Origin of the sequence: Streptomyces sp. NPDC048197 (assembly GCF_043202395.1) — a bacterium.
Lineage (GTDB): Bacteria > Actinomycetota > Actinomycetes > Streptomycetales > Streptomycetaceae > Streptomyces > Streptomyces siderophoricus.
Genome location: NZ_JBIDAJ010000036.1, coordinates 1 through 19,038, shown reverse-complemented (window position 1 = coordinate 19,038; position 19,038 = coordinate 1). Strand labels below are relative to the sequence as shown.

15 protein-coding genes are annotated in these 19,038 nt (G+C 71.9%); 3 read left to right on the top strand and 12 right to left on the bottom strand.

All coding sequences use genetic code 11. The features are described from left to right. Positions 1–30 precede the first annotated feature (30 nt). Positions 31–639, top strand: a complete 609-nt coding sequence (locus tag ACGF4C_RS32375) for a YceI family protein (protein ID WP_393571134.1) — start codon at positions 31–33, stop codon at positions 637–639. Positions 640–742: 103 nt separating this feature from the next. On the opposite strand, the gene cimA is transcribed toward ACGF4C_RS32375, so the two are convergent. The 7 genes from cimA to ureA all read right to left on the bottom strand — a co-directional run bounded on the left by cimA (position 743) and on the right by ureA (position 9,741). Further along, positions 743–2,383 carry a citramalate synthase gene (gene cimA / locus ACGF4C_RS32370; protein WP_393571132.1) on the bottom strand — a complete coding sequence of 547 codons (1,641 nt, stop codon included), beginning with the start codon at positions 2,381–2,383 and terminating at the stop codon, positions 743–745. A gap of 285 nt (positions 2,384–2,668) precedes the next feature. Then, on the bottom strand, positions 2,669–4,060 hold the full coding sequence (locus tag ACGF4C_RS32365; protein WP_393571130.1) for a S28 family serine protease: 1,392 nt from the start codon (positions 4,058–4,060) through the stop codon (positions 2,669–2,671). Positions 4,061–4,159: 99 nt separating this feature from the next. Beyond that, entirely contained in the window at positions 4,160–5,488 is a 1,329-nt protein-coding gene (locus ACGF4C_RS32360; protein WP_393571128.1) for an MFS transporter, read from the bottom strand. Positions 5,489–5,593: 105 nt separating this feature from the next. Continuing rightward, a complete protein-coding gene (locus tag ACGF4C_RS32355; protein ID WP_393571126.1) occupies positions 5,594–6,211 on the bottom strand; it encodes a TetR/AcrR family transcriptional regulator in 618 nt (205 codons plus the stop codon). A gap of 36 nt (positions 6,212–6,247) precedes the next feature. Then, positions 6,248–7,288, bottom strand: a complete 1,041-nt coding sequence (locus tag ACGF4C_RS32350) for an agmatine/peptidylarginine deiminase (RefSeq protein ID WP_393571124.1) — start codon at positions 7,286–7,288, stop codon at positions 6,248–6,250. A 63-nt stretch (positions 7,289–7,351) separates the two neighbouring features. Beyond that, positions 7,352–9,040, bottom strand: coding sequence for an urease subunit alpha (locus tag ACGF4C_RS32345; RefSeq protein ID WP_393571122.1), 1,689 nt, complete (start codon positions 9,038–9,040; stop codon positions 7,352–7,354). Next, positions 9,037–9,741, bottom strand: a complete 705-nt coding sequence (gene ureA / locus ACGF4C_RS32340) for an urease subunit gamma (protein WP_393571120.1) — start codon at positions 9,739–9,741, stop codon at positions 9,037–9,039. The genes ACGF4C_RS32345 and ureA overlap by 4 nt, the downstream gene beginning before the upstream one ends. A 277-nt stretch (positions 9,742–10,018) precedes the next feature. Between ureA and ACGF4C_RS32335 the strand changes: the two genes are divergently transcribed. Beyond that, complete coding sequence (locus tag ACGF4C_RS32335) at positions 10,019–11,473, top strand: cytosine permease (protein WP_393571118.1); 1,455 nt, start codon at positions 10,019–10,021, stop codon at positions 11,471–11,473. A 100-nt stretch (positions 11,474–11,573) separates the two neighbouring features. Here the strand turns inward: ACGF4C_RS32335 and ACGF4C_RS32330 are convergent, their stop codons facing one another. The 5 genes from ACGF4C_RS32330 to ACGF4C_RS32310 form a co-directional block, all read right to left on the bottom strand. Further along, the gene (locus tag ACGF4C_RS32330) at positions 11,574–12,662 is read right to left on the bottom strand and encodes a branched-chain amino acid aminotransferase (protein WP_362140548.1); all 1,089 of its coding nucleotides are present in this window, start codon (positions 12,660–12,662) and stop codon (positions 11,574–11,576) included. Positions 12,663–12,970: 308 nt separating this feature from the next. Then, complete coding sequence (locus ACGF4C_RS32325; protein WP_201810744.1) at positions 12,971–14,011, bottom strand: 3-isopropylmalate dehydrogenase; 1,041 nt, start codon at positions 14,009–14,011, stop codon at positions 12,971–12,973. Positions 14,012–14,196: 185 nt separating this feature from the next. Beyond that, on the bottom strand, positions 14,197–14,328 hold the full coding sequence (locus tag ACGF4C_RS32320) for a hypothetical protein (protein ID WP_267881511.1): 132 nt from the start codon (positions 14,326–14,328) through the stop codon (positions 14,197–14,199). A 359-nt stretch (positions 14,329–14,687) separates the two neighbouring features. Next, positions 14,688–16,319, bottom strand: a complete 1,632-nt coding sequence (pruA, locus tag ACGF4C_RS32315) for an L-glutamate gamma-semialdehyde dehydrogenase (protein WP_393571114.1) — start codon at positions 16,317–16,319, stop codon at positions 14,688–14,690. 72 nt (positions 16,320–16,391) lie between these two features. Then, on the bottom strand, positions 16,392–17,318 hold the full coding sequence (locus ACGF4C_RS32310; protein ID WP_393571112.1) for a proline dehydrogenase family protein: 927 nt from the start codon (positions 17,316–17,318) through the stop codon (positions 16,392–16,394). A 204-nt stretch (positions 17,319–17,522) separates the two neighbouring features. Here ACGF4C_RS32310 and ACGF4C_RS32305 point away from each other — a divergent pair, with 204 nt between their 5' ends. Continuing rightward, positions 17,523–18,797: a PucR family transcriptional regulator gene (locus ACGF4C_RS32305; RefSeq protein WP_393571110.1), complete on the top strand. Its 1,275-nt coding sequence runs from the start codon at positions 17,523–17,525 to the stop codon at positions 18,795–18,797. Positions 18,798–19,038: the final 241 nt, after the last annotated feature.

Here is a 19,038-nt window from a genome sequence, read left to right as displayed (position 1 = left end):
TGTCCGCAGCACCCGTCCTGAGGAGGAGCCATGGCTCTGTTCACCCGCAAGCGCACCGCCGAGACCGCCGCCCCCGCCGCCGTCCTCGAGGCGGACCCCGCGCTCGCCGCGCTGACCGGCGACTACACCATCGACCCGGCCCACAGCAGCATCGGCTTCACCGTCCGGCACGCCATGGTCACCAACGTCCGCGGCACGTTCGGCGCCTATGAGGGCACGCTCGCGCTGGACGGCACCGACCCGTCCCGGTCCGCCGCCACCCTGGACGTCGAGATCGCGAGCATCGACACCGGCATCGCGGACCGCGACGCCCATCTGCGCGGCGCGGACTTCTTCGACGCCGAGAACTTCCCGCGGATGACCTTCCGCAGCGCCGCCGCCGAGCGCGTGGCCGGCGACCGCTACCGCCTCACCGGCGACCTCACCCTCCGGGGCGTCACCAAGCCGCTCACCATCGACCTGGAGTTCAACGGCTCGGCCACCGACGTCTACGGCGCCGAGCGGGTCGGCTTCGAGGGCAGCGCCGAGATCCTGCGCTCCGACTGGGGCCTGACCTGGAACGCGGCACTGGAGGCCGGCGGCGTCATGGTCAGCGACAAGGTCAAGCTCAGCTTCGACATCTCGGCGGTCAAGGCGTAACCGTAGGTCGCCCGCGGTGGCGGTGGGGCGGGCGTGATCCTTCACGCCCGCCCCACTCACGTTTTCGTGGCAAGCACCACGACGTGGGAAGCGCTGGGCAGCACTACGCCTGGGGCTCGACCCCGGCCCGCAGCAGCCCGTACGCGTAGGCGTCGTCCAGTGCCTGCCAGGACGCCGCGATGACGTTCTCCGCCACACCGACCGTGGACCACTCGCCGCGGCCGTCGCTGGTGGAGACCAGGACGCGGGTGATGGATCCGGTGCCGAGGGCGCCCTCCAGGATGCGGACCTTGTAGTCGACGAGTTCCATGTGGGCGAGCTGCGGATAGATCCGCTCCAGGCCCACCCGCAGCGCGCGGTCGAGCGCGTTGACCGGGCCGTTGCCCTCCGCGGTGGCGACGATCCGCTCGCCCTTGGCCCACAGCTTCACGGTCGCCTCGTTGGCGTGCGTGCCGTCGGGGCGGTCCTCGACGATCGCCCGCCAGGACTCGACGGTGAAGTAGCGCAGGGCCTTGCCGCGGACCTCCTCGCGCAGCAGCAGCTCGAAGGAGGCGTCGGCCGCCTCGTAGGTGTAGCCGGCCAGTTCGCGTTCCTTGACGCGTTCGACGACCCGGCCGACCAGCTCGCGCTCGCCGTCCAGGTCGATGCCCAGTTCCTTGCCCTTGAGCTCGATGGAGGCGCGGCCGGCCATGTCGGAGACCAGCATCCGCATCGTGTTGCCGACCAGCGCCGGGTCGATGTGCTGGTAGAGGTCCGGGTCGACCTTGATCGCGGAGGCGTGCAGACCGGCCTTGTGGGCGAAGGCGGAGACGCCGACGTAGGGCTGGTGGGTGGAAGGGGTGAGGTTGACGACCTCGGCGATGGCGTGCGAGATCCGGGTGGTCTCGGCGAGCTTGCCCTCGGGCAGCACCCGCCGGCCGTACTTGAGCTCCAGCGCGGCGACGACCGGGAAGAGGTTGGAGTTGCCGACCCGCTCGCCGTAGCCGTTGGCGGTGCACTGCACGTGGGTGGCGCCGGCGTCCACCGCGGCGAGGGTGTTGGCGACGGCGCAGCCGGTGTCGTCCTGGGCGTGGATGCCGAGGCGGGCGCCGGTGTCCGCGAGGACGGTGCGGACGACGGCGGTGACCTGCGCGGGGAGCATGCCGCCGTTGGTGTCGCAGAGGACGACGACGTCCGCGCCGGCCTCGCCGGCGGTGCGCACGACCTGCTTGGCGTAGACCGGGTCCAGCGCGTAGCCGTCGAAGAAGTGCTCGCAGTCCAGGAAGACCCGGCGGCCCTGGGACCGGAGGTACGCGACGGTGTCCCGGACCATCGCGAGGTTCTCCTCCGGGGTGGTGCGCAGCGCCAGTTCGACATGTCCGACGTGGGACTTGGCGACCAGCGTGATGATCGGGGCTTCGGAGGCCAGCAGGGCGGCGACCTGGGGGTCGTCCTCGACGCGCACGCCGGCCTTGCGGGTGGCACCGAACGCGACCAGCTGGGCGTGCCGGAAGTCGATCTCCTCGCGGGCGCGCTGGAAGAACTCGGTGTCCCGGGGGTTGGCGCCGGGCCAGCCGCCCTCGATGAAGCCGACGCCGTACTCGTCGAGGTGCCGCGCGATGGTCAGCTTGTCGGCGACGGTGAGGTTGATGCCCTCGCGCTGCGCACCGTCGCGGAGGGTGGTGTCGAAGACGTGGAAGTCGTCGGGCACCGCGCCGGCGGGACGGGGGGCGGGCGACGGGGAGGCTTGGGGTGCGTCCGTCATGCGGTCTGGCTCCTGTCGGGTTCTCGGTCTACCGGAATAACCGGTGCCACCGCCCCTCCATGCTCCCTCGCGCTCCGCCTCCGGTGGGGTGTGGGCCGGAAACGAAAAAACCTCTCGCGGGTGCGAGAGGTCTGCGCGCGGGTCTGGGACGACGGTGGCCGCGCCGTACTCGGGTCGTACGGGGCGGTCACTGCGGACCGGCGCGCCTGCTGCCAATAATCATGGCGAACGAGAGCACGGTCCGCAGTGTGCCATATCGGGCGCACCGCGCACCCGGCGGTCTCACTATGCGGGCGGCGTGTCCACTGCGGCCCAGCGGCGGAGCGCGGCGGTGGCCCGGGCGCGGTCCCGGGGCGCCAGCCGGGCGAGGGTCGTGGCGTGGCCCGCGCCCGGCGCCACGTAGACGTGCGCGTCCCGGCTGCCCCGGCCGGTGCGGAACGGTTCGGCCCGGGTGGGGTCCATCTCGCCGTAGACGAAGAGCAGCTCGCTGCCGTGGTGCCGCACCCAGCGGTCGATGTCGGGCATGGCACCGGGTGCGAAGTGCATCGGGATGCGGCGCGGCACGTAGTTGCGCATCGACTGGATGCCGGGGTGGCGGAGCAGGCCGGCCAGGTGGGGCGCGGCGAGGTCGACGAAGCCGAGCTGGGTGCCGAGCTGGTAGTAGGAGGCGGTGACCGGGGCCAGGTAGTGGTCGGTGTAGCCGGGCACCGGGACCGTGGCCGTCCACCAGTCGTACAGCACGTCGCCGGACGCCGACGGCTCGGGGATGCGGTCGCAGGACGCGGTGTCCGCGTGCATCCAGAAGAGCATGGGGAGCTGGAGCACGGTCAGTTCCAGGACCCGGTCGGCGCTGCCGAGGGTGTGGAAGGTGTGGCCCTGGCCTGCGGCCCAGCGCGCGAGACGGCCCGCGAGCTCCGCCCGCCGGGGGCCCAGCATCGCCCGCTGTACGGCGGTGAGTGCGGCGCGGCACCGAGGGGTGCCGACCCGCTCCAGGAAGCGGTCCACGGCGGTGTCGTCCCGGTCGTCGGTGTTGTCCGGCGCCGAGTACACGACGGAGCCGGCCACGTCGTGCGGGTGGAAGCGCCGGTGGTAGACCGTCGCCATGCCGCCCTTGCTGCCGCCGGTGGAGATCCAGGCGGCGCGGTAGATCGGCTTGAGGGCCGCAACGATCCGGTGGTGGTCGGCCGCCGCCTGCCGGATGTCGAGCTTCGGCCAGTCGGTGGGGCGGGGCGTGGAGGTGCCGAAGTAGCGGTGTTCCACGCTTATTTGGTTGGCGTCGAGGAGCGTGGTCGGCTCGGTGCGGTACCCGGGGTCCTGGTGCTCCAGTCCGTAGCCGCCGAGGTGCAGGACCGTCGGCCGCGTGGTGGACCGGTGGAGCAGGAGCAGCCGCTGGGCGAAGGTGCCCCGGTGCGGGTGCCGGTGGTCGACGGGCTGGCGGTAGTCGAGGGTGAAGGAGCGGTAGCCGGCCGGGGCGGGGTTCTCCTTGATCACCCGCAGGCCGGGGACGGCCGCGAGCCGGGCGCGGAGGTCGTCGGCGGCCGGGCGGGACATGGCGGAGGGCTCGGCGGCCCGGCGTACCGGACCGGGCCGGGCCACCGCCGCGGGTGGGGCCGCGAGCCCTGCCGCGAGCAGGCCGGTCAGCAGCAGTGGTACGAGTGCACGCCTGGTCTTCGTCATGCCGTCCAGCCAAGCCGCCCGCGGCCGGTCGCGGATCCCCGGGAACGGGGAACGGCCTCCCCCGGGCGGGGGAGGCCGTGGCCGGACCGGGAAGGCGGGTCAGTCGGCGACGGGCTCCCGGCCCGGGGTCCGGGCGGCATCGGCGGGTGCCTCGGTGCCGACCCGGTGCAGATCGATGGTCCGGGTCTCCCGCATGGTGATGTAGACGATCAGCGAGACCGCCGCGCAGCCCGCCACGTACCAGTAGTAGCCGGACTCGATGCCGCCGTTCTTGAACCACAGGGCGACGTATTCGGCGGTGCCGCCGAACAGCGCGTTGGCGATCGCGTAGGGCAGTGCGACGCCCAGTGCGCGGATGCCGGTGGGGAACAGCTCGGCCTTCACACAGGCGTTGATCGAGGTGTAGCCGGTGACCACGACCAGTGCCAGCAGCGACAGCCCGAGCGCCGGCCAGAAGCTGCCGGCGTGCCGGAGCAGCATCATGATCGGCACGGTCAGGAAGGTCGAGCCGACCGCGAAGGTGATCAGCAGTGGCCGCCGACCGATCCGGTCCGACAGCTTGCCGGCGAACGGCTGCAGGCACATGAAGAGGAACAGCGCGCAGAAGCTGACCAGCGAGGCGGTCGGCTTGGCCATCCCGGCGCTCTGCGAGAGGTACTTGGTCAGGTAGGTCGTGTACGTGTAGTAGGCGACGGTGCCGCCCATGGTGAGCGCGATAACCAGGAACGCCTCGCGCTTGTGGGCCAGCAGCGCCTTGATCGTGCCACGCTCCGGGTCGGCCTGGGCGCCCTCGTCGTGGGCGTAGACCTCCGTCTCCAGCATGTTGCGCCGCAGGTAGAAGACGATCCCGGCGCCCAGCGCGCCGACGATGAAGGGGACCCGCCAGGCCCAGCTGTGCAGCGCGTCCTCGGACAGGGTGCGCTGGAGCACGATCTGCAGCCCGAGGCCCAGCAGCTGGCCCGCGGTCATCGACACGTACTGGAAGCTGGAGGCGAAACCGCGCTGCCCTTCGGCGGAGGCCTCGGTCAGGTAGGTGGCGCTGGCCGCGTACTCCCCGCCGACCGAGAGGCCCTGCAGCATCCGGGCGAGGAGGAGTACGGCGACCCCGCCGTAGCCGGCGGCGGCGTACGTGGGCGCAATCGCGATCAGGACGGCCGAGGCGGACATCAGGGTGACGGTGAGGGTCAGCGCGGCCTTGCGGCCCTTGCGGTCGCCGATCCGGCCGAGCAGCCAGCCGCCCACCGGCCGCATGAAGAAGCCGACGGCGAAGATCCCCATGGTGTTCATGAGGTTGGCCGTGTCATTCCCCTTGGGGAAGAACGCGTCCGCGAAGTACACCGCGAAGCTGGCGTACACGAACCAGTCGAACCACTCGACCATGTTGCCGGCCGAGCCGACCCAGATCTTCTTCCACTGCTCTCGTCCCATAGCCGATCACGGTCGCGGACCGGTCGGCCTTCGGCAAGGGAGAGCACGGCAACGATCGGGCGTACTTACGTGCGTTGTGGTCGCGCGACCGGGTGCGGCGCCCGGCTACGGGCGCGGGACGCTGAGGGATTCGTCCAGGAATTCCCGTATGTGGTCGCGGGCCTGTTCGCGGTCGGTGCCGGGGAGGCCGACGACGAGGTGGGTGCCGAAGCCGTCGAGGAGGGCGCGGGTGCGGGTGGCGAAGCGTTCGGCGTCGACGGGGCGGAACTCGCCCTTGGAGGCGCCCTCGACGAGGAGGGCGACCAGGTCGCGGTGCCAGGCGAGTTCGAGTTCCAGCTGGCGTTCGCGGGTCTCGTCGTCGGCGTTCTGGGAGCGGTTCCAGACCTCCAGCCAGAGGGTCCAGCGCGGGTCGCGGTGGCCCTCGGGGAGGTACAGATCGATCAGCGCGTCCAGCCGCTCGCGGGCCGGGACGCGGCGGGAGAGGGCGGCCCGGCGCTCGGCACCGAGCTGCTCCTCGCTCCACTGGAGGGTCTGCAGCAGCAGCTCGTCCTTGGTCCCGAAGTAGTACAGGATGTGGCCGCTGCTCATGCCGACCTCGCGGCCCAGGCCCGCCATGGTCAGCCGGTCCAGGCCCTCCGCGGCGATGGTGGCCATCGCCGCGGCCAGGACCTGCTCGCGGGGCTGGTTGAGCCGGCGCCGGGGACGGCGCACGGGACCGGGCACGGGGAACCTCCGGGTCGGCTGGACGGGGCCTTGGGATCAGACCCTCGGCTGCTGCTGGGTGATGCAGTGGATACCGCCACCCGCTGCGAAGATCGTACGGGCGTCCACGAGCGTCACGGTCCGTCCGGGGAACAGCCGGCGGAAGATCGCGGCCGCCTCCTCGTCCCGCGGGTCGTCGAAGGCGCACAGCACGATGCCGTCGTTGCACTGCAGGTGGTTGATGTACGAGTAGTCCACCAGCTCGCCGTCTTCCTCGATGACGGTGGGCGCGGGGACCTCCACGACCTCCAGCGGGCGGCCCTTGGCGTCGGTGGCGGCGCCCAGCAGCTTGACGATCTCGTTGCAGATGGCGTGGTCGGGGTGGTCCGGGTTCGGCTGGGTGTGGACCATGACGACGCCGGGGCGGGCGAAGGCGGCGACGATGTCGACATGGCCGCGGGTGCCGAACCGGCCGTAGTCGGCGGCGAGGCCGCGCGGCAGCCAGATCGCCTTGGTGGTGCCGAGGTGGGCGTGGATCTCGGCCTCGACCTCTTCCTTGGTGTGGTCGGGGTTGCGGCCCGGGTCGAGCTGGACGGTCTCGGTGAGCAGGACCGTGCCCTCGCCGTCGACGTGGATGCCGCCGCCCTCGTTGACCAGGTCGGTGGCGTAGCGGCGGGCCCCGGCCAGCGCGCCGACCTGCTCGGCGATCTTCTCGTCGAGGTCCCAGCGGGCCCACTCCTGGGCGCCCCAGCCGTTGAAGACCCAGTCGGTGGCGGCGAGGTTGCCCTTGCCGTCGGTGAGGAAGGTCGGGCCGATGTCGCGCATCCAGGCGTCGTTCAGCGGCCGTTCGACCAGCTCGATGCCGTCGCCGAGCAGCTCGCGGGCGCCGGCCAGCTGGCCCGGTCCGGCGACGACGGTCACCGGCTCGTACCGCCGCACCGCGCGGGCGACGGCGGCCCAGGCCCGGCGGGCCTCGGCCAGCGTCTCGCCGCCCTCCGCACCGAAGGTGAAGTTGGGGCCGGGCCAGGCCATCCAGGTGCGCTCGTGCGGTGCCCACTCCGGGGGCATGGCGAAGCCGTCGGCGGCGGGAGTGTTCATGTGGGTCCTTGGGAGGGAGCCGGTGCGGTCAACGGGCACCGGTGCGGTCGGGAAGGCGGTGGGTCAGAGGAAGTACAGGCGCGACAGCGAGACGGTGTCGGCCGGCTCGGAGCGCATCGGGTCGCCGTCGAGGGTGACCAGTCCGCTGCGGGCGTCGACCTGGACCTGTCCGACCCGAGAGTTGTGGACGAGGCTGCCGGGACCGATGCCGCGGGTGCCGCGGACCGCGACCCGGCGGCGGCGGGTGGGCATGCCGTCGTTGCCCTGCTCGACCGCGGCACGCGCGACGAAGGCGACGGAGATCTCGGCGGGCGTCGCGCCGTGTGCCCCGAACTGCGGGCCCAGCACGAGGGGTTCGCAGGTGTCGGTGGCGGCGTTGGGGTCGCCGGTGACGCCGTAGGCCGGGAAGCCGGACTTCAGCACCAGCTGCGGCTTGGCGCCGAAGAACTGCGGCGTCCAGAGCACGATGTCGGCCATCTTGCCGACCTCGATCGACCCGATCTCGTGCGAGAGGCCGTGCGCGATGGCGGGGTTGATGGTGAGCTTGGCGATGTAGCGCAGCACGCGGGCGTTGTCGTCGTGGGCGCCGTCGCCCTCCATCGGGCCCAGCTCGGCCTTCATCTTGCCGGCCATGGCGAAGGTGCGGCGTACGGTCTCGCCGGCCCGGCCCATGCCCTGGGCGTCGGAGGAGGTGATGCCGATCGCGCCGAGGTCGTGCAGGACGTCCTCCGCGCCCATGGTCCCGGCGCGGATGCGGTCGCGGGCCATGGCGGCGTCGCCGGGCAGGTCGGTCTTCAGGTCGTGGACCGAGACGATCATGCCGTAGTGCTCGGCGACCGCGTCCCGCCCGAAGGGGAGGGTGGGGTTGGTCGAGGAGCCGATGACGTTGGGGACGCCGGCCATCTTCAGGACGTTGGGGACGTGCCCGCCGCCGCAGCCCTCGATGTGGAAGGCGTGGATGGTGCGGCCGTCCAGGACGCGCAGGGTGTCCTCGACGGTGAGGCATTCGTTCAGGCCGTCGCTGTGCAGGGCGACCTGGACGTCGTGGTCCTCGGCGACCCGCAGCGCGGTGTCCAGGGCGCGGGCGTGCGCGCCCATGTCCTCGTGCACCTTGAAGCCGCAGGCGCCGCCCTCGGCGAGCGCCTCGACCAGCGGGGCGTCGCCGGAGGAGGAACCGCGGCCGAGGAAGCCGATGTTGACCGGCCAGGCATCGAAGGCGTTGAACGCATGGCCCAGTGCCCAGGGGGAGTTGACGCCGACGCCCCACACGGGGCCGAATTCCTGGCCGATGATCGTGGTCACGCCGGAGGCCAGCGAGGCTTCCATGACGCGCGGCGAGAGCAGGTGGACGTGGGTGTCCACGGCGCCGGCGGTGGCGATCATGCCCTCGCCGGAGACGATCGAGGTGCCGGTGCCGACGACGACATCGACCCCGTCGAGGGTATCGGGGTTGCCGGCCCGGCCGATGGCGTGGATGCGGCCCTCGCGGATGCCGATGGACACCTTGCGGATGCCCTGGATCGCATCGATGACCAGGACGTTGCTGATCACCACGTCGCAGGTCTCGCGGACCGCGGCGGCCTTGAGCAGCAGCCCGTCCCGGGCGGTCTTGCCGAAGCCGGCCAGGAACTCGTCGCCGGGCTTCTGGGCGTCCGACTCGACCCGGACGACCAGGCCCGAGTCGCCGAGGACGACCCGGTCGCCGGCGCGCGGGCCGTGCACCGACGCGTACTCGTGGGGATCGATGCTCATGCCTGCTCCTCCGCTCCCAGGTAGCCGCAGGCGGCGGCCCGCCGCAGCGCTTCTTCCTTCGCGCCCGGTGCGTCCAGCGGGCCGTCGACGAGACCGGCGAAGCCGATCGCGATCCGGTCGCCGCCGATCGGCACCAGACCGACCTCCGAGGTGCCGCCGGGGTCGAACCGCACCGACGAGCCGGCCGGCACGCACAGCCGCATGCCGTACCCGGCCGCGCGGTCGAACTCCAGGCGGGGGTTGGCCTCGAAGAAGTGGAAGTGGGACGTGACGCTGATCGGGACCACCGCGGTGTTGCGCACGGTCAGCACCACCGCGGGCGCCGGCTCCGGGTCGGCCGGGCCGGGGAGCACGGCGCCGGGGGCCGGGGCCGCGGTCTCGTCGCGCTCCCCCGCCGCGGCGCCGATCGGCTCGGTGACCACCGCGAGCCGGGAGCCGTCGTCGAAGACGGCCTCCACATGCACCTCGGTGACCACGTCGGCCACGCCCGGGAGGACGTCGTCCGGGCCGAGCACGCTGCGTGCCGCCTCGATGGCTTGAGCGAGGCGGCGCCCGTCCCGCGCCGCCTCGCAGACTGTGTCCGCGATCAACGCGGTCGCCTCGGGCACATTCAGCTTCAGTCCGCGGGCCCGGCGCGTCCGCGCCAGCTCGGCTGCGCCGAACAGCAGCAGCCGGTCGCGTTCCGTCGGGGTCAACCGCATCCCGTCCCACCTTCCAGCTCGATTAGAGCATCACTCTAACCATGAAAACAGTCAACGCGAAAGCATTGACCTAAGGCATGGGGATGAGTCACATTGAGCGCTGTTCTAAATAAGCGGTGGATAGAGCACCGCTCTAAACGATCTCGCGGCGGTCCCGCAGCGCGATTCCTCGCTCACTCACGAGCACCGCTCACTCACGAGCACTGTCCACACCACGGAGCACTGCACGCTTCAGCACTGCTCGCACACTGCTGTCCGGCCTCTCAGGGGAGCCCTCATGCCGATCGAACAACGCGGAGTCGACACCATCCCGGACGAGGAGCGCACCAGCGGTCCCCGGGACCTCATCTCGATCCTGCTCGGATCGAACCTCGCCCTCGGCGTGGTGATCTTCGGCTGGCTCCCGGTCTCGTTCGGCCTCGGCTTCTGGGGCTCGGTCAGCTCGCTGGCCGCCGGCACCCTGGTCGGCGCCGTGCTGACCGCGCCGCTCGCCCTGGTCTCGCTGCGCAGTGCGACCAACCTCTCCACCAGCAGCGGCGCCCACTTCGGCGTGCGCGGCCGGCTGATCGGCTCGGTCATCGGCCTGCTGCTCTCGCTCGGCTACACCGCGCTGACCCTGTGGGTGGGCGGCGACGCGATGGTCGGCTGTCTGCACCGCCTGCTGGGCCTGCCGGCCGACGGCGCGTCCTACGCCGTCGTCTACGCCGTCCTGGCGGGCTGTACCGCCGTCGGCGCGGTCTACGGCTACAAGGTCCTGCTGCGGATGAGCAAGGTGCTCTCGATCGGCCTGACGATCCTGCTCGTGGTCGGCGTCCTCGCCTACGCGCACCACTTCTCCACCGGCCCGGTGCACGGCGTCCCGTACGCGCTCGGCGGCTACTGGCAGACCTGGCTGCTCTCCGCGGTCTCCGCCGGTCTGAGCGGCCCGATCGCCTTCATCACCCTGCTCGGCGACTACAGCCGCTACATCTCACCGCGCCGCCACTCCTCGAAGAAGGTCTTCACCGCCACCTACCTCGGCCTGGTGACCGGTCTGCTGGTGCCGCAGCTCTTCGGTACGTTCAGCGCGCTGGCGGTCGGCGCCGGCGACGACTACGCGGGTCCGCTGGTGGCCGGCGCCCCGGCCTGGTACCTGGTCTTCCTGCTGCTCAACGCGTCCGCCGGCTCGGTGGGCAACTCCGGTCTGATGCTCTACAGCATGGGCCTCGACCTCGACGCGATCCTGCCGCGGGCGACCCGCACCCAGGCCACGTACGTGGTCGCGGGCGTCTCGACCGCGCTGGTCTACGCCGGCCACTTCCTGTGGGCGGCACAGGACGCCATGACGTCCTTCGTGCTGCTGATGACCGCGATCGGCACGCCCTGGGCGGTCATCACGGTCATGGGCTTCGCGCGCTGCCGCGGCAACTACGACGCCGACTCGCTCCAGGTCTACAACCGCGGCACCCGCGGCGGCGTGTACTGGTACAAGGCCGGCTGGAACCTCCAGGCCACCGTCGCCTGGGCGCTGGGCTCGGCGGTCGGCCTGCTGGGCGTGGACACGCCGTTCTACCAGGGCCCGTTGCTGGCCCACACCGGCGGCATCGACATCAGCTTCCTGCTGGCCGCGGCCGTCGCCGGGCTCGCCTACCTGCTGCTGACCGCCCGCCGGCCCCGGCCGGTCCCCGCGCTGCGCAGCCTCGCCACTCCCCCGCCGGCCGCCGCACCGGAGGCCCCCGCGGAGGTCGGCTGACCCCGCCCGGTACGGCCGAGGCCGCCCCCGACGGTTGCGTCGGGGGCGGCCTCGGTGGTGTCCGGGCGGGCGCCGGCCGGCGCCGGTCCCGCCGCCGGGGTCAGCCCAGGCGGTGCATCCAGCCGTGGGTGTCCTCCGCGACACCGCGCTGGATGTCCAGCAGCGCCTCGCGCAGCTTCAGCGTGACCTTGCCGGGCTCGCCGTCGGACTGGGTCCACTCGGCGCCGTTCCGCTTGACCGTGCCGACCGGGGTGATCACCGCGGCCGTACCGCAGGCGAAGACCTCGGTTAGGGTGCCGTTCGCCGTGTCGGCCTGCCACTGGTCGATGGAGACCCGGGCCTCCTCCGCCTCGAAGCCCAGGTCGCGGGCGACGGCCAGCAGCGAGTCACGGGTGATGCCGGCGAGCAGCGAGCCGGTGAGCGTGGGGGTGACGATCTTGTCCCCGTAGACGAAGTACAGGTTCATCCCGCCGAGTTCCTCGACCCACTTGTGCTCCACGGCGTCGAGGTAGGCGACCTGGTCGCAGCCGTGCACCGCGGCCTCGGCCTGGGCCAGCAGCGACGCGGCGTAGTTGCCGCCGGTCTTGGCGTCGCCCATGCCGCCGGGTACCGCGCGCACCCGGTCCTCGGAGAGCCAGATGGAGACCGGCTTGACGCCACCGGGGAAGTAGGCGCCGGCCGGCGAGGCGATGACGACGAAGAGGTACTCGTTGGCCGGCTTCACGCCCAGCCCGACCTCGGTCGCGATCATGAACGGGCGCAGGTAGAGCGACTCCTCGCCGCCGTGCGCCGGCACCCAGTCCTTGTCCTGCTGGACGAGCAGGTCACAGGCCTCGATGAAGGTCTCGACCGGCAGTTCCGGCATGGCCAGCCGGCGCGCCGACGCCTGGAAGCGGCGGGCGTTGGCGTCCGGGCGGAAGGTCGCGACCGAGCCGTCGGGCTGGCGGTACGCCTTGAGGCCCTCGAAGATCTCCTGCGCGTAGTGCAGGACGTTGGTCGCCGGGTCGAGGGAGAGCGGCCCGTACGGCACGAGCTGGCCGTCATGCCAGCCGCGGCCCTCGGTCCACCTGATCGTCACCATGTGGTCGGTGAAGTGGCGGCCGAAGCCCGGGGCGGCCAGGATCTGCTCCCGCTCCGCGTCGGACAGCGGGTGCGAGGAGGGCTTGAGCTCGATCGTGGGCGTCGTCATGTATGCGTGTCCTTCACTGCGTGGTCCGCGCCGGGCGGTTGGCGGTTGCCGCGTACGACGGGATCTTGGCGTACCGGTCGTTACTGGGACGTCCGAGTTTCCCCGCGGACGGCGGCCCCTCTTCCGATTATCGCTCGGGGGTGTCCGCCGCCGTACGCGCGTATGCGGTCTCCGGATCCGATGGTCGCATCCCGCCCGGCGTTAGCACAGGGTCGACCGGCGGGCGGCCTGCGGCCGGGAATGCGGACAGCGCCGGAACCCCGTGGGGGCCCGGCGCTGTGGGTGCGTCTCTGCGTGCGCTGCGGGCCTCAGCCCGCTACTCGTGCGGCGAGCGCGTCGCCGATCTCGTCCGTGCTGCGGGCGGTGCCGTCCCGGGCCTCCAGGTCGGTCGCGACGGCCGTCTCGATGCGGGCGGCCTCGGCCTCGTAGCCGAGGTGGCGCAGCAGCAGCGCGACGGAGAGGATCGTGGCGGTCGGGTCGGCCTTGCCGGTCCCGGCGATGTCCGGCGCGGAGCCGTGCACCGGCTCGAACATCGAGGGGAACTCACCGGTCGGGTTGATGTTGCCGGACGCGGCCAGGCCGATGCCGCCGGTCACGGCCGCGGCGAGGTCGGTGAGGATGTCGCCGAAGAGGTTGTCGGTGACGATCACGTCGAACCGCTCGGGCTGGGTGACGAAGAAGATCGTCGCCGCGTCGACGTGCAGGTAGTCGGTGGTGACCTCGGGGTACTCCTGGCCGACCTTGTCGAAGATGTTCTTCCACATGTGGCCGGCGTAGACCAGCACGTTGTTCTTGTGGACCAACGTCAGCTTCTTGCGGGGGCGGGCGTTGGCCCGCTCGTACGCGTCCCGGACCACGCGCTCGACGCCGTAGGCGGTGTTCACGCTGACCTCGGTGGCGACCTCGGCGGGGGTGCCGGTGCGCAGGCTGCCGCCGTTGCCGGTGTACGGGCCCTCGGTGCCCTCGCGGACGACGACGAAGTCGATGTCCGGACGGCCGGCCAGCGGCGTGGCCGTGTTCGGGAAGAGCTTCGACGGGCGCAGGTTGACGAAGTGGTCGAACGCGAAGCGGAGTTTGAGCAGCAGCCCGCGCTCCAGCACTCCGGAGGGCACGGACGGGTCGCCGATCGCGCCGAGCAGGATCGCGTCGTGCTGCTTGAGCGCCTCCAGCTCCGCGTCCGGCAGGGTCTCGCCGGTGGCGTGCCAGCGCCGGGCCCCGAGGTCGTACTCCTTGGTTTCCAGCTTGACGTCCTGCGGCAGGACAGCGGTCAGGACCTTGAGGCCCTGGGCCACGACTTCCTGGCCGATACCGTCACCGGGGATCACTGCGAGGCGAATGCTGCGAGACATGGTTGGACCCTACTCTTCGTCCCATTGATTGACACGTAGCGTCCGCCATGCGGACACGCCCGGAGACCACGTCCACGGGCGGCCCGACGCCTCAGTGACAGATCAGCCGGGCGGCGGAGCACCGGATCCGCCACCAGCAGCGGCACGGTACCGACGCCCGGGCCCCACCCTGTGCGCGCAACATCTCAGTGCCCGGTGGAGCCGCCGTTGTCCCGGCGGTCGAGGGCGCGCTGGAGGGCGGCCGCGGCGTTCCTGCGGTCGGCGTCGTTGGTCGTACGCGCGGAGCGGCGGGTCCTGCGGACAGCGGTCTCGGCCATGATTCACGTCTCCAATGCCAAAGCCCCGAGAACGGATGGGATACGTCGATCCAGAAGCGGGCCGGAAAGGGCGGGAGCCTCGGCGCAACAGGGGTCACCTGCGCATACGCACCGGGCCACATCCGCAGTCGCTCGATGGAGCGTTACGTTCGGCTCCTACAAAGCTAGGACAGCCGGGCCGTGATGTCTGCACAATTACTTGGGCTTCCTACTATCTGAGACGGATTCCCTGTCCCCTCGCTCCGACGAGGCGCTCCACGCCGTCGCGCACCGCGTGCCGTACGGCGCGCACGAGCCGACGCCGACGGCCCGGCACCCCCTTGTGAGGAGTGCCGGGCCGCCGTCGTGTCCCGGGGCGGTCAGCCCATGTGCGGGTAGCGGTAGTCCGTCGGGGGGACCAGGGTTTCCTTGATGGAGCGGGTGGAGGTCCAGCGCATCAGGTTCTGCTTGGCGCCGGCCTTGTCGTTGGTGCCGGAGGCACGGCCGCCGCCGAAGGGCTGCTGGCCGACCACGGCGCCGGTGGGCTTGTCGTTGATGTAGAAGTTGCCCGCGGCGAAGCGGAGCTTCTCGCAGGTGGCGGCGGCCGCGGCGCGGTCCTGGGCGATGACGCAACCGGTCAGGCCGTACGCCGAGGCGGACTCCATCTGGGTGAGCATCTCGTCGTAGTCCGCGTCGTCGTAGACGAAGACGCCGAGGATCGGGCCGAAGTACTCGTCCTTGAAGATCTCGTTGTCCGCGTCGGTGGAGACCAGGACCGTCGGGCGGACGAAGTAGCCCTCGCTGTCGTCGTACGTGCCGCCGGCCACGACCTCGATGGTCGGGTCGGCCTTGGCGCGGTCGATCGCCGCCTTGTTCTTGGCGAAGGACCGCTCGTCGATGACGGCACCGATGAAGTTCGACAGGTCGGTGACGTCACCCATGGCGAGCGACTCGACCTCGGCGGCGAACTCCTCCTTGAAGCCGGCGTTCCACAGGGAGGCCGGGACGTACGCGCGGGAGGCCGCGGAACACTTCTGGCCCTGGAACTCGAAGGCGCCACGGGTCATGGCGGTCTTCAGCACGGCGCGGTCGGCCGAGGGGTGGGCGACGATGAAGTCCTTGCCGCCGGTCTCGCCGACCAGCCGCGGGTAGGTCTTGTAGTTCTCGATGTTCGCGCCGACCGTCTTCCACAGGTACTGGAAGGTCTTGGTCGACCCGGTGAAGTGGATGCCCGCGAGGTCGGGGTGGGTCAGCGCGACCTCGGAGACGTCCTTGCCGTCACCGGTGACCAGGTTGATCACGCCCTTGGGCAGCCCGGCCTCCTCCAGCAGCTCCATCAGCAGCACGGCCGCGAAGGTCTGGGTCGGCGAGGGCTTCCAGACGACCACGTTGCCCATGAGGGCGGGGGCGGTCGGGAGGTTGCCGGCGATCGCGGTGAAGTTGAACGGCGTGATCGCGTAGACGAAGCCTTCGAGGGGGCGGTGGTCCGAGCGGTTCCAGACGCCCGGGGAGTTCGCCGGCGGCTGCTCGGCGAGGATCTGGCGCGCGAAGTGCACGTTGAAGCGCCAGAAGTCGATCAGCTCGCAGGGGGTGTCGATCTCGGCCTGCTGGGCGGTCTTCGACTGGCCCAGCATGGTGGCGGCGGCCAGCGTCTCGCGCCAGGGACCGGAGAGCAGCTCGGCGGCCCTGAGGATGATCGCGGCACGGTCGTCGAAGGACATCGCGCGCCAGGCGGGGGCGGCGGCCAGCGCGGCGTCCACCGCGTCCTGGGCGTCCTTGACCGTGGCGTTGCCGTACGTGCCGAGCCGGGCTCCGTGGTTGTGCGGCTGGACGACGTCGAAGCGCTCGCCGGCGCCCATCCGGCGCTCGCCGCCGATGGTCATCGGCAGCTCCCGCGGGTTACCGGCCAGCTCCTTGAGCTTGGCCTCCAGACGGGAACGCTCGGCGCTGCCGGGGGCGTAGGTGTGGACCGGCTCGTTCACCGGCACGGGGACCTGGGTCACAGCGTCCATGGCGGCCGTTTCTCCTTCGGTGGTCGGTTCGTACGTACGTAAAGGGGCCGGGGGGTCAGCCCCGGGTCGCCGTCATCCCCGGGTCGCGAGCGACCGCAGGAAGAACGCCAGGTTCGCGGGGCGCTCGGCGAGCCGGCGCATGAAGTATCCGTACCAATCGGTGCCGTACGGGATGTACACCCGCATACGGTTCCCCTCGGCGACCAGGCGCCGCTGCTCCCCCTCGCGGATGCCGTACAGCATCTGGAATTCGTAGTCCGCCGGCTTACGGCCGTTGCGGTGCGCCAGCTCCTGGGCGATGGCCACCATCCGCGGGTCGTGCGACCCGATCATGGGGTAGCCCCGGCCGGCCATGAGGATCTTCAAGCAGCGCACATAGGCCCGGTCGACCTCCCGCTTGTCCTGGAAGGCAACGGTCGCGGGCTCCTTGTACGCGCCCTTGACCAGTCGCACCCGGGAGCCTTCCCCGGCGAGCGCCCGGCAGTCGTCCTCGGTGCGGAAGAGGTAGGACTGCAGCACCGCGCCCGTCTGGGGGAACCGCGCACGCAGCTCGGCGAGGATCGCCAGGGTCGAGTCGACCGTGGTGTGGTCCTCCATGTCGAGGGTGACCGTCGTGCCGGCCTCGGCGGCCGCCTCGACCACCGGGGTGACGTTCTGCAGGGCCAGCTCGTGGCCGCCCGGCAGCGCCTGGCCGAAGGCGGACAGCTTCACCGACATCTCGGCCTTCACGCCGAGCCCGTGCTCCTTGAGGGCCCCGGCCAGCCGGAGGTAGGCATCGCGGTTGCGCAGCGCCTCCGCCGGATCCGTGATGTCCTCGCCGAGGTGGTCGAGCGTGACCTCCAGTCCGCGCGCGGCCAGATTCCGCACCGCGGCCATGGCCTCGTCCAGCCGCTCGCCGGCGACGAACCGTTCCACCACGGGGCGGGTGACCGGAGCGGCCGCGACGACGCGCCGGATGCTGTCGCTGCGCGCTGCGGCGAGGAGCACGGGACCCAGCATGGGGCACCTCCACATTCAGGGTGACAAGTACCGGGCGCGCCGTGCAGGGCTGACGCGTCGGCAAGATTGAGCCACCTGAAACTTAAGGATCCCGCCACTTCGCGGCCATCGACAGCTGTCACGCCTTCGTGGCCGGGATCTCAGACAGATGTATGAGAATGGGAACAGGGAGACCACTGCGACAGGAGAGGAGCCGAACGGCGGATGCGGGGCGACTACCAGCAGCTCGTGGACGAGATCTCGGCGGCACTCGGCGCACCGGCGACGCTGGAGGACCGGGACTTCGGGCTGATCGCCTTCGGCGCGCACGAGGGCGAGGACGACGAGGTCATGGACCCGGTGCGGACCCGGTCGATCCTGCAGCGCCGCTCCTCGGCCGCGGTCCGGGCCTGGTTCGAGGCGTTCGGGATCGCCCGGGCCACGACGCCGCTGCGGATCCCGCCGGACCCGGCCGCCGGCGTCTTCCGCGGCCGGATCTGTCTCCCCGTACGCCACCGGGGCGTGGTGCACGGCTACGTCTGGCTGCTGGACGACGGGCACCTCACCGACCTGGCCCTGGGCGGCCACGGCACCCCGCCCGACCCGCGGATCGCCCAGGCGATGGAGACCGCCGCCCGGATCGGCGCACTGCTGGCCGAGGAGGCCCGCGCCGGGTCCGAACTCGGCGACCTGCTGAGGGAGTTGCTGACCGGTCCGGCCACCGGCCGGCCGGCCGCGGCGACCGCGCTGCGCGACGCGCTCCGCGACACCCTGCGCTTCACCCCCGGCCTGCCGCTCACCCTGGTCGCGGTGACGCCCTGGGACACCTCGGACACCGACGCGGCCCCGCTGCCGAGCCTGCCCGGGCTGCTCGCGGCGTGCGCACTGCGCTCCCCCGGCGGTCCGGCGGGCGCGCCCGGCCCGCCCACGCTGGCCGCGCTGGTCCGGCTGCGGGCGACGGGCGGATCGGCCCCCGCCCGTACGGTGGCGGAACACCTGCTGCGCTCCCCGCGGGCGGGGAGCGCCCCGGCCGCCGCGGCTCCGGCCGGCCCCGGGCGGTCCCGTTCCGCCGATCGCTCCGCCCCGCCCCGCCCGGGCGCGGCCGGCATCGGCAGCGCGACCCGGGAGCCGGCCGAACTCCCCACCTCGTGGCAGGAGGCCCTCGCCGCGGCCCGCGCGGCCCGCGCGGAACCCCGGCTGGGCCCGGTCGCCCCGTGGGACACCATCGGTTCGTACCGCATGCTGACCGCCCTGCCGGCCACCGATCCCGACCCCGCGATCGGCCCCCTGCTCACCCCCGCCCACGCCGAACTCGCCCGCACCACCGAGGTGTTCCTCGACTGCGCGGGCCAGGCAAGCCGGACGGCCCAGGTCCTGGGCATCCACCGCCAGACCCTCTACTACCGCCTCGGCCGCGTCGAGAAACTGACGGGCCTGGACCTGGACGACGGGGAACACCGCCTGCTCCTCCACATGGCCCTCAAGGCGGCCCGTCTGTAGCCTCCCCACGTACTTGGCCGTCCCGCCGCGGGGCGCTGCGCTTTGCGGCGCCGCGTACGTACCTTGGCCGTCCCGCCGCGGGGCATCTCGCCGTTGCCGCTTTGCGGCGCCCCCGACGTACCCGTCTCTCCCGCCGCGGGGCTTGTTCGCCGTTGCGCCTGGCGGCGGGCGTGGTGTTTTTGGGTGCGGTGACAGCCCTACAGACTTCGTCCTCCGGTCTGTCCCCTCCCGTTGGTGGGGG

Excerpts from the sequence above, each read along its gene's own strand:
- ACGF4C_RS32335 (WP_393571118.1), top strand. The coding sequence starts at position 10,019 with ATGCCGATCGAACAACGCGGAGTCGACACCATCCCGGACGAGGAGCGC.
- ACGF4C_RS32320 (WP_267881511.1), bottom strand. The coding sequence starts at position 14,328 with ATGGCCGAGACCGCTGTCCGCAGGACCCGCCGCTCCGCGCGTACGACC.
- ACGF4C_RS32305 (WP_393571110.1), top strand. The coding sequence starts at position 17,523 with ATGCGGGGCGACTACCAGCAGCTCGTGGACGAGATCTCGGCGGCACTC.
- pruA (WP_393571114.1), bottom strand. The coding sequence starts at position 16,319 with ATGGACGCTGTGACCCAGGTCCCCGTGCCGGTGAACGAGCCGGTCCAC.
- ACGF4C_RS32375 (WP_393571134.1), top strand. The coding sequence starts at position 31 with ATGGCTCTGTTCACCCGCAAGCGCACCGCCGAGACCGCCGCCCCCGCC.
- cimA (WP_393571132.1), bottom strand. The coding sequence starts at position 2,383 with ATGACGGACGCACCCCAAGCCTCCCCGTCGCCCGCCCCCCGTCCCGCC.
- ACGF4C_RS32365 (WP_393571130.1), bottom strand. The coding sequence starts at position 4,060 with ATGACGAAGACCAGGCGTGCACTCGTACCACTGCTGCTGACCGGCCTG.
- ACGF4C_RS32330 (WP_362140548.1), bottom strand. The coding sequence starts at position 12,662 with ATGACGACGCCCACGATCGAGCTCAAGCCCTCCTCGCACCCGCTGTCC.
- ACGF4C_RS32325 (WP_201810744.1), bottom strand. The coding sequence starts at position 14,011 with ATGTCTCGCAGCATTCGCCTCGCAGTGATCCCCGGTGACGGTATCGGC.
- ACGF4C_RS32310 (WP_393571112.1), bottom strand. The coding sequence starts at position 17,318 with ATGCTGGGTCCCGTGCTCCTCGCCGCAGCGCGCAGCGACAGCATCCGG.
- ACGF4C_RS32350 (WP_393571124.1), bottom strand. The coding sequence starts at position 7,288 with ATGAACACTCCCGCCGCCGACGGCTTCGCCATGCCCCCGGAGTGGGCA.
- ureA (WP_393571120.1), bottom strand. The coding sequence starts at position 9,741 with ATGCGGTTGACCCCGACGGAACGCGACCGGCTGCTGCTGTTCGGCGCA.
- ACGF4C_RS32345 (WP_393571122.1), bottom strand. The coding sequence starts at position 9,040 with ATGAGCATCGATCCCCACGAGTACGCGTCGGTGCACGGCCCGCGCGCC.
- ACGF4C_RS32360 (WP_393571128.1), bottom strand. The coding sequence starts at position 5,488 with ATGGGACGAGAGCAGTGGAAGAAGATCTGGGTCGGCTCGGCCGGCAAC.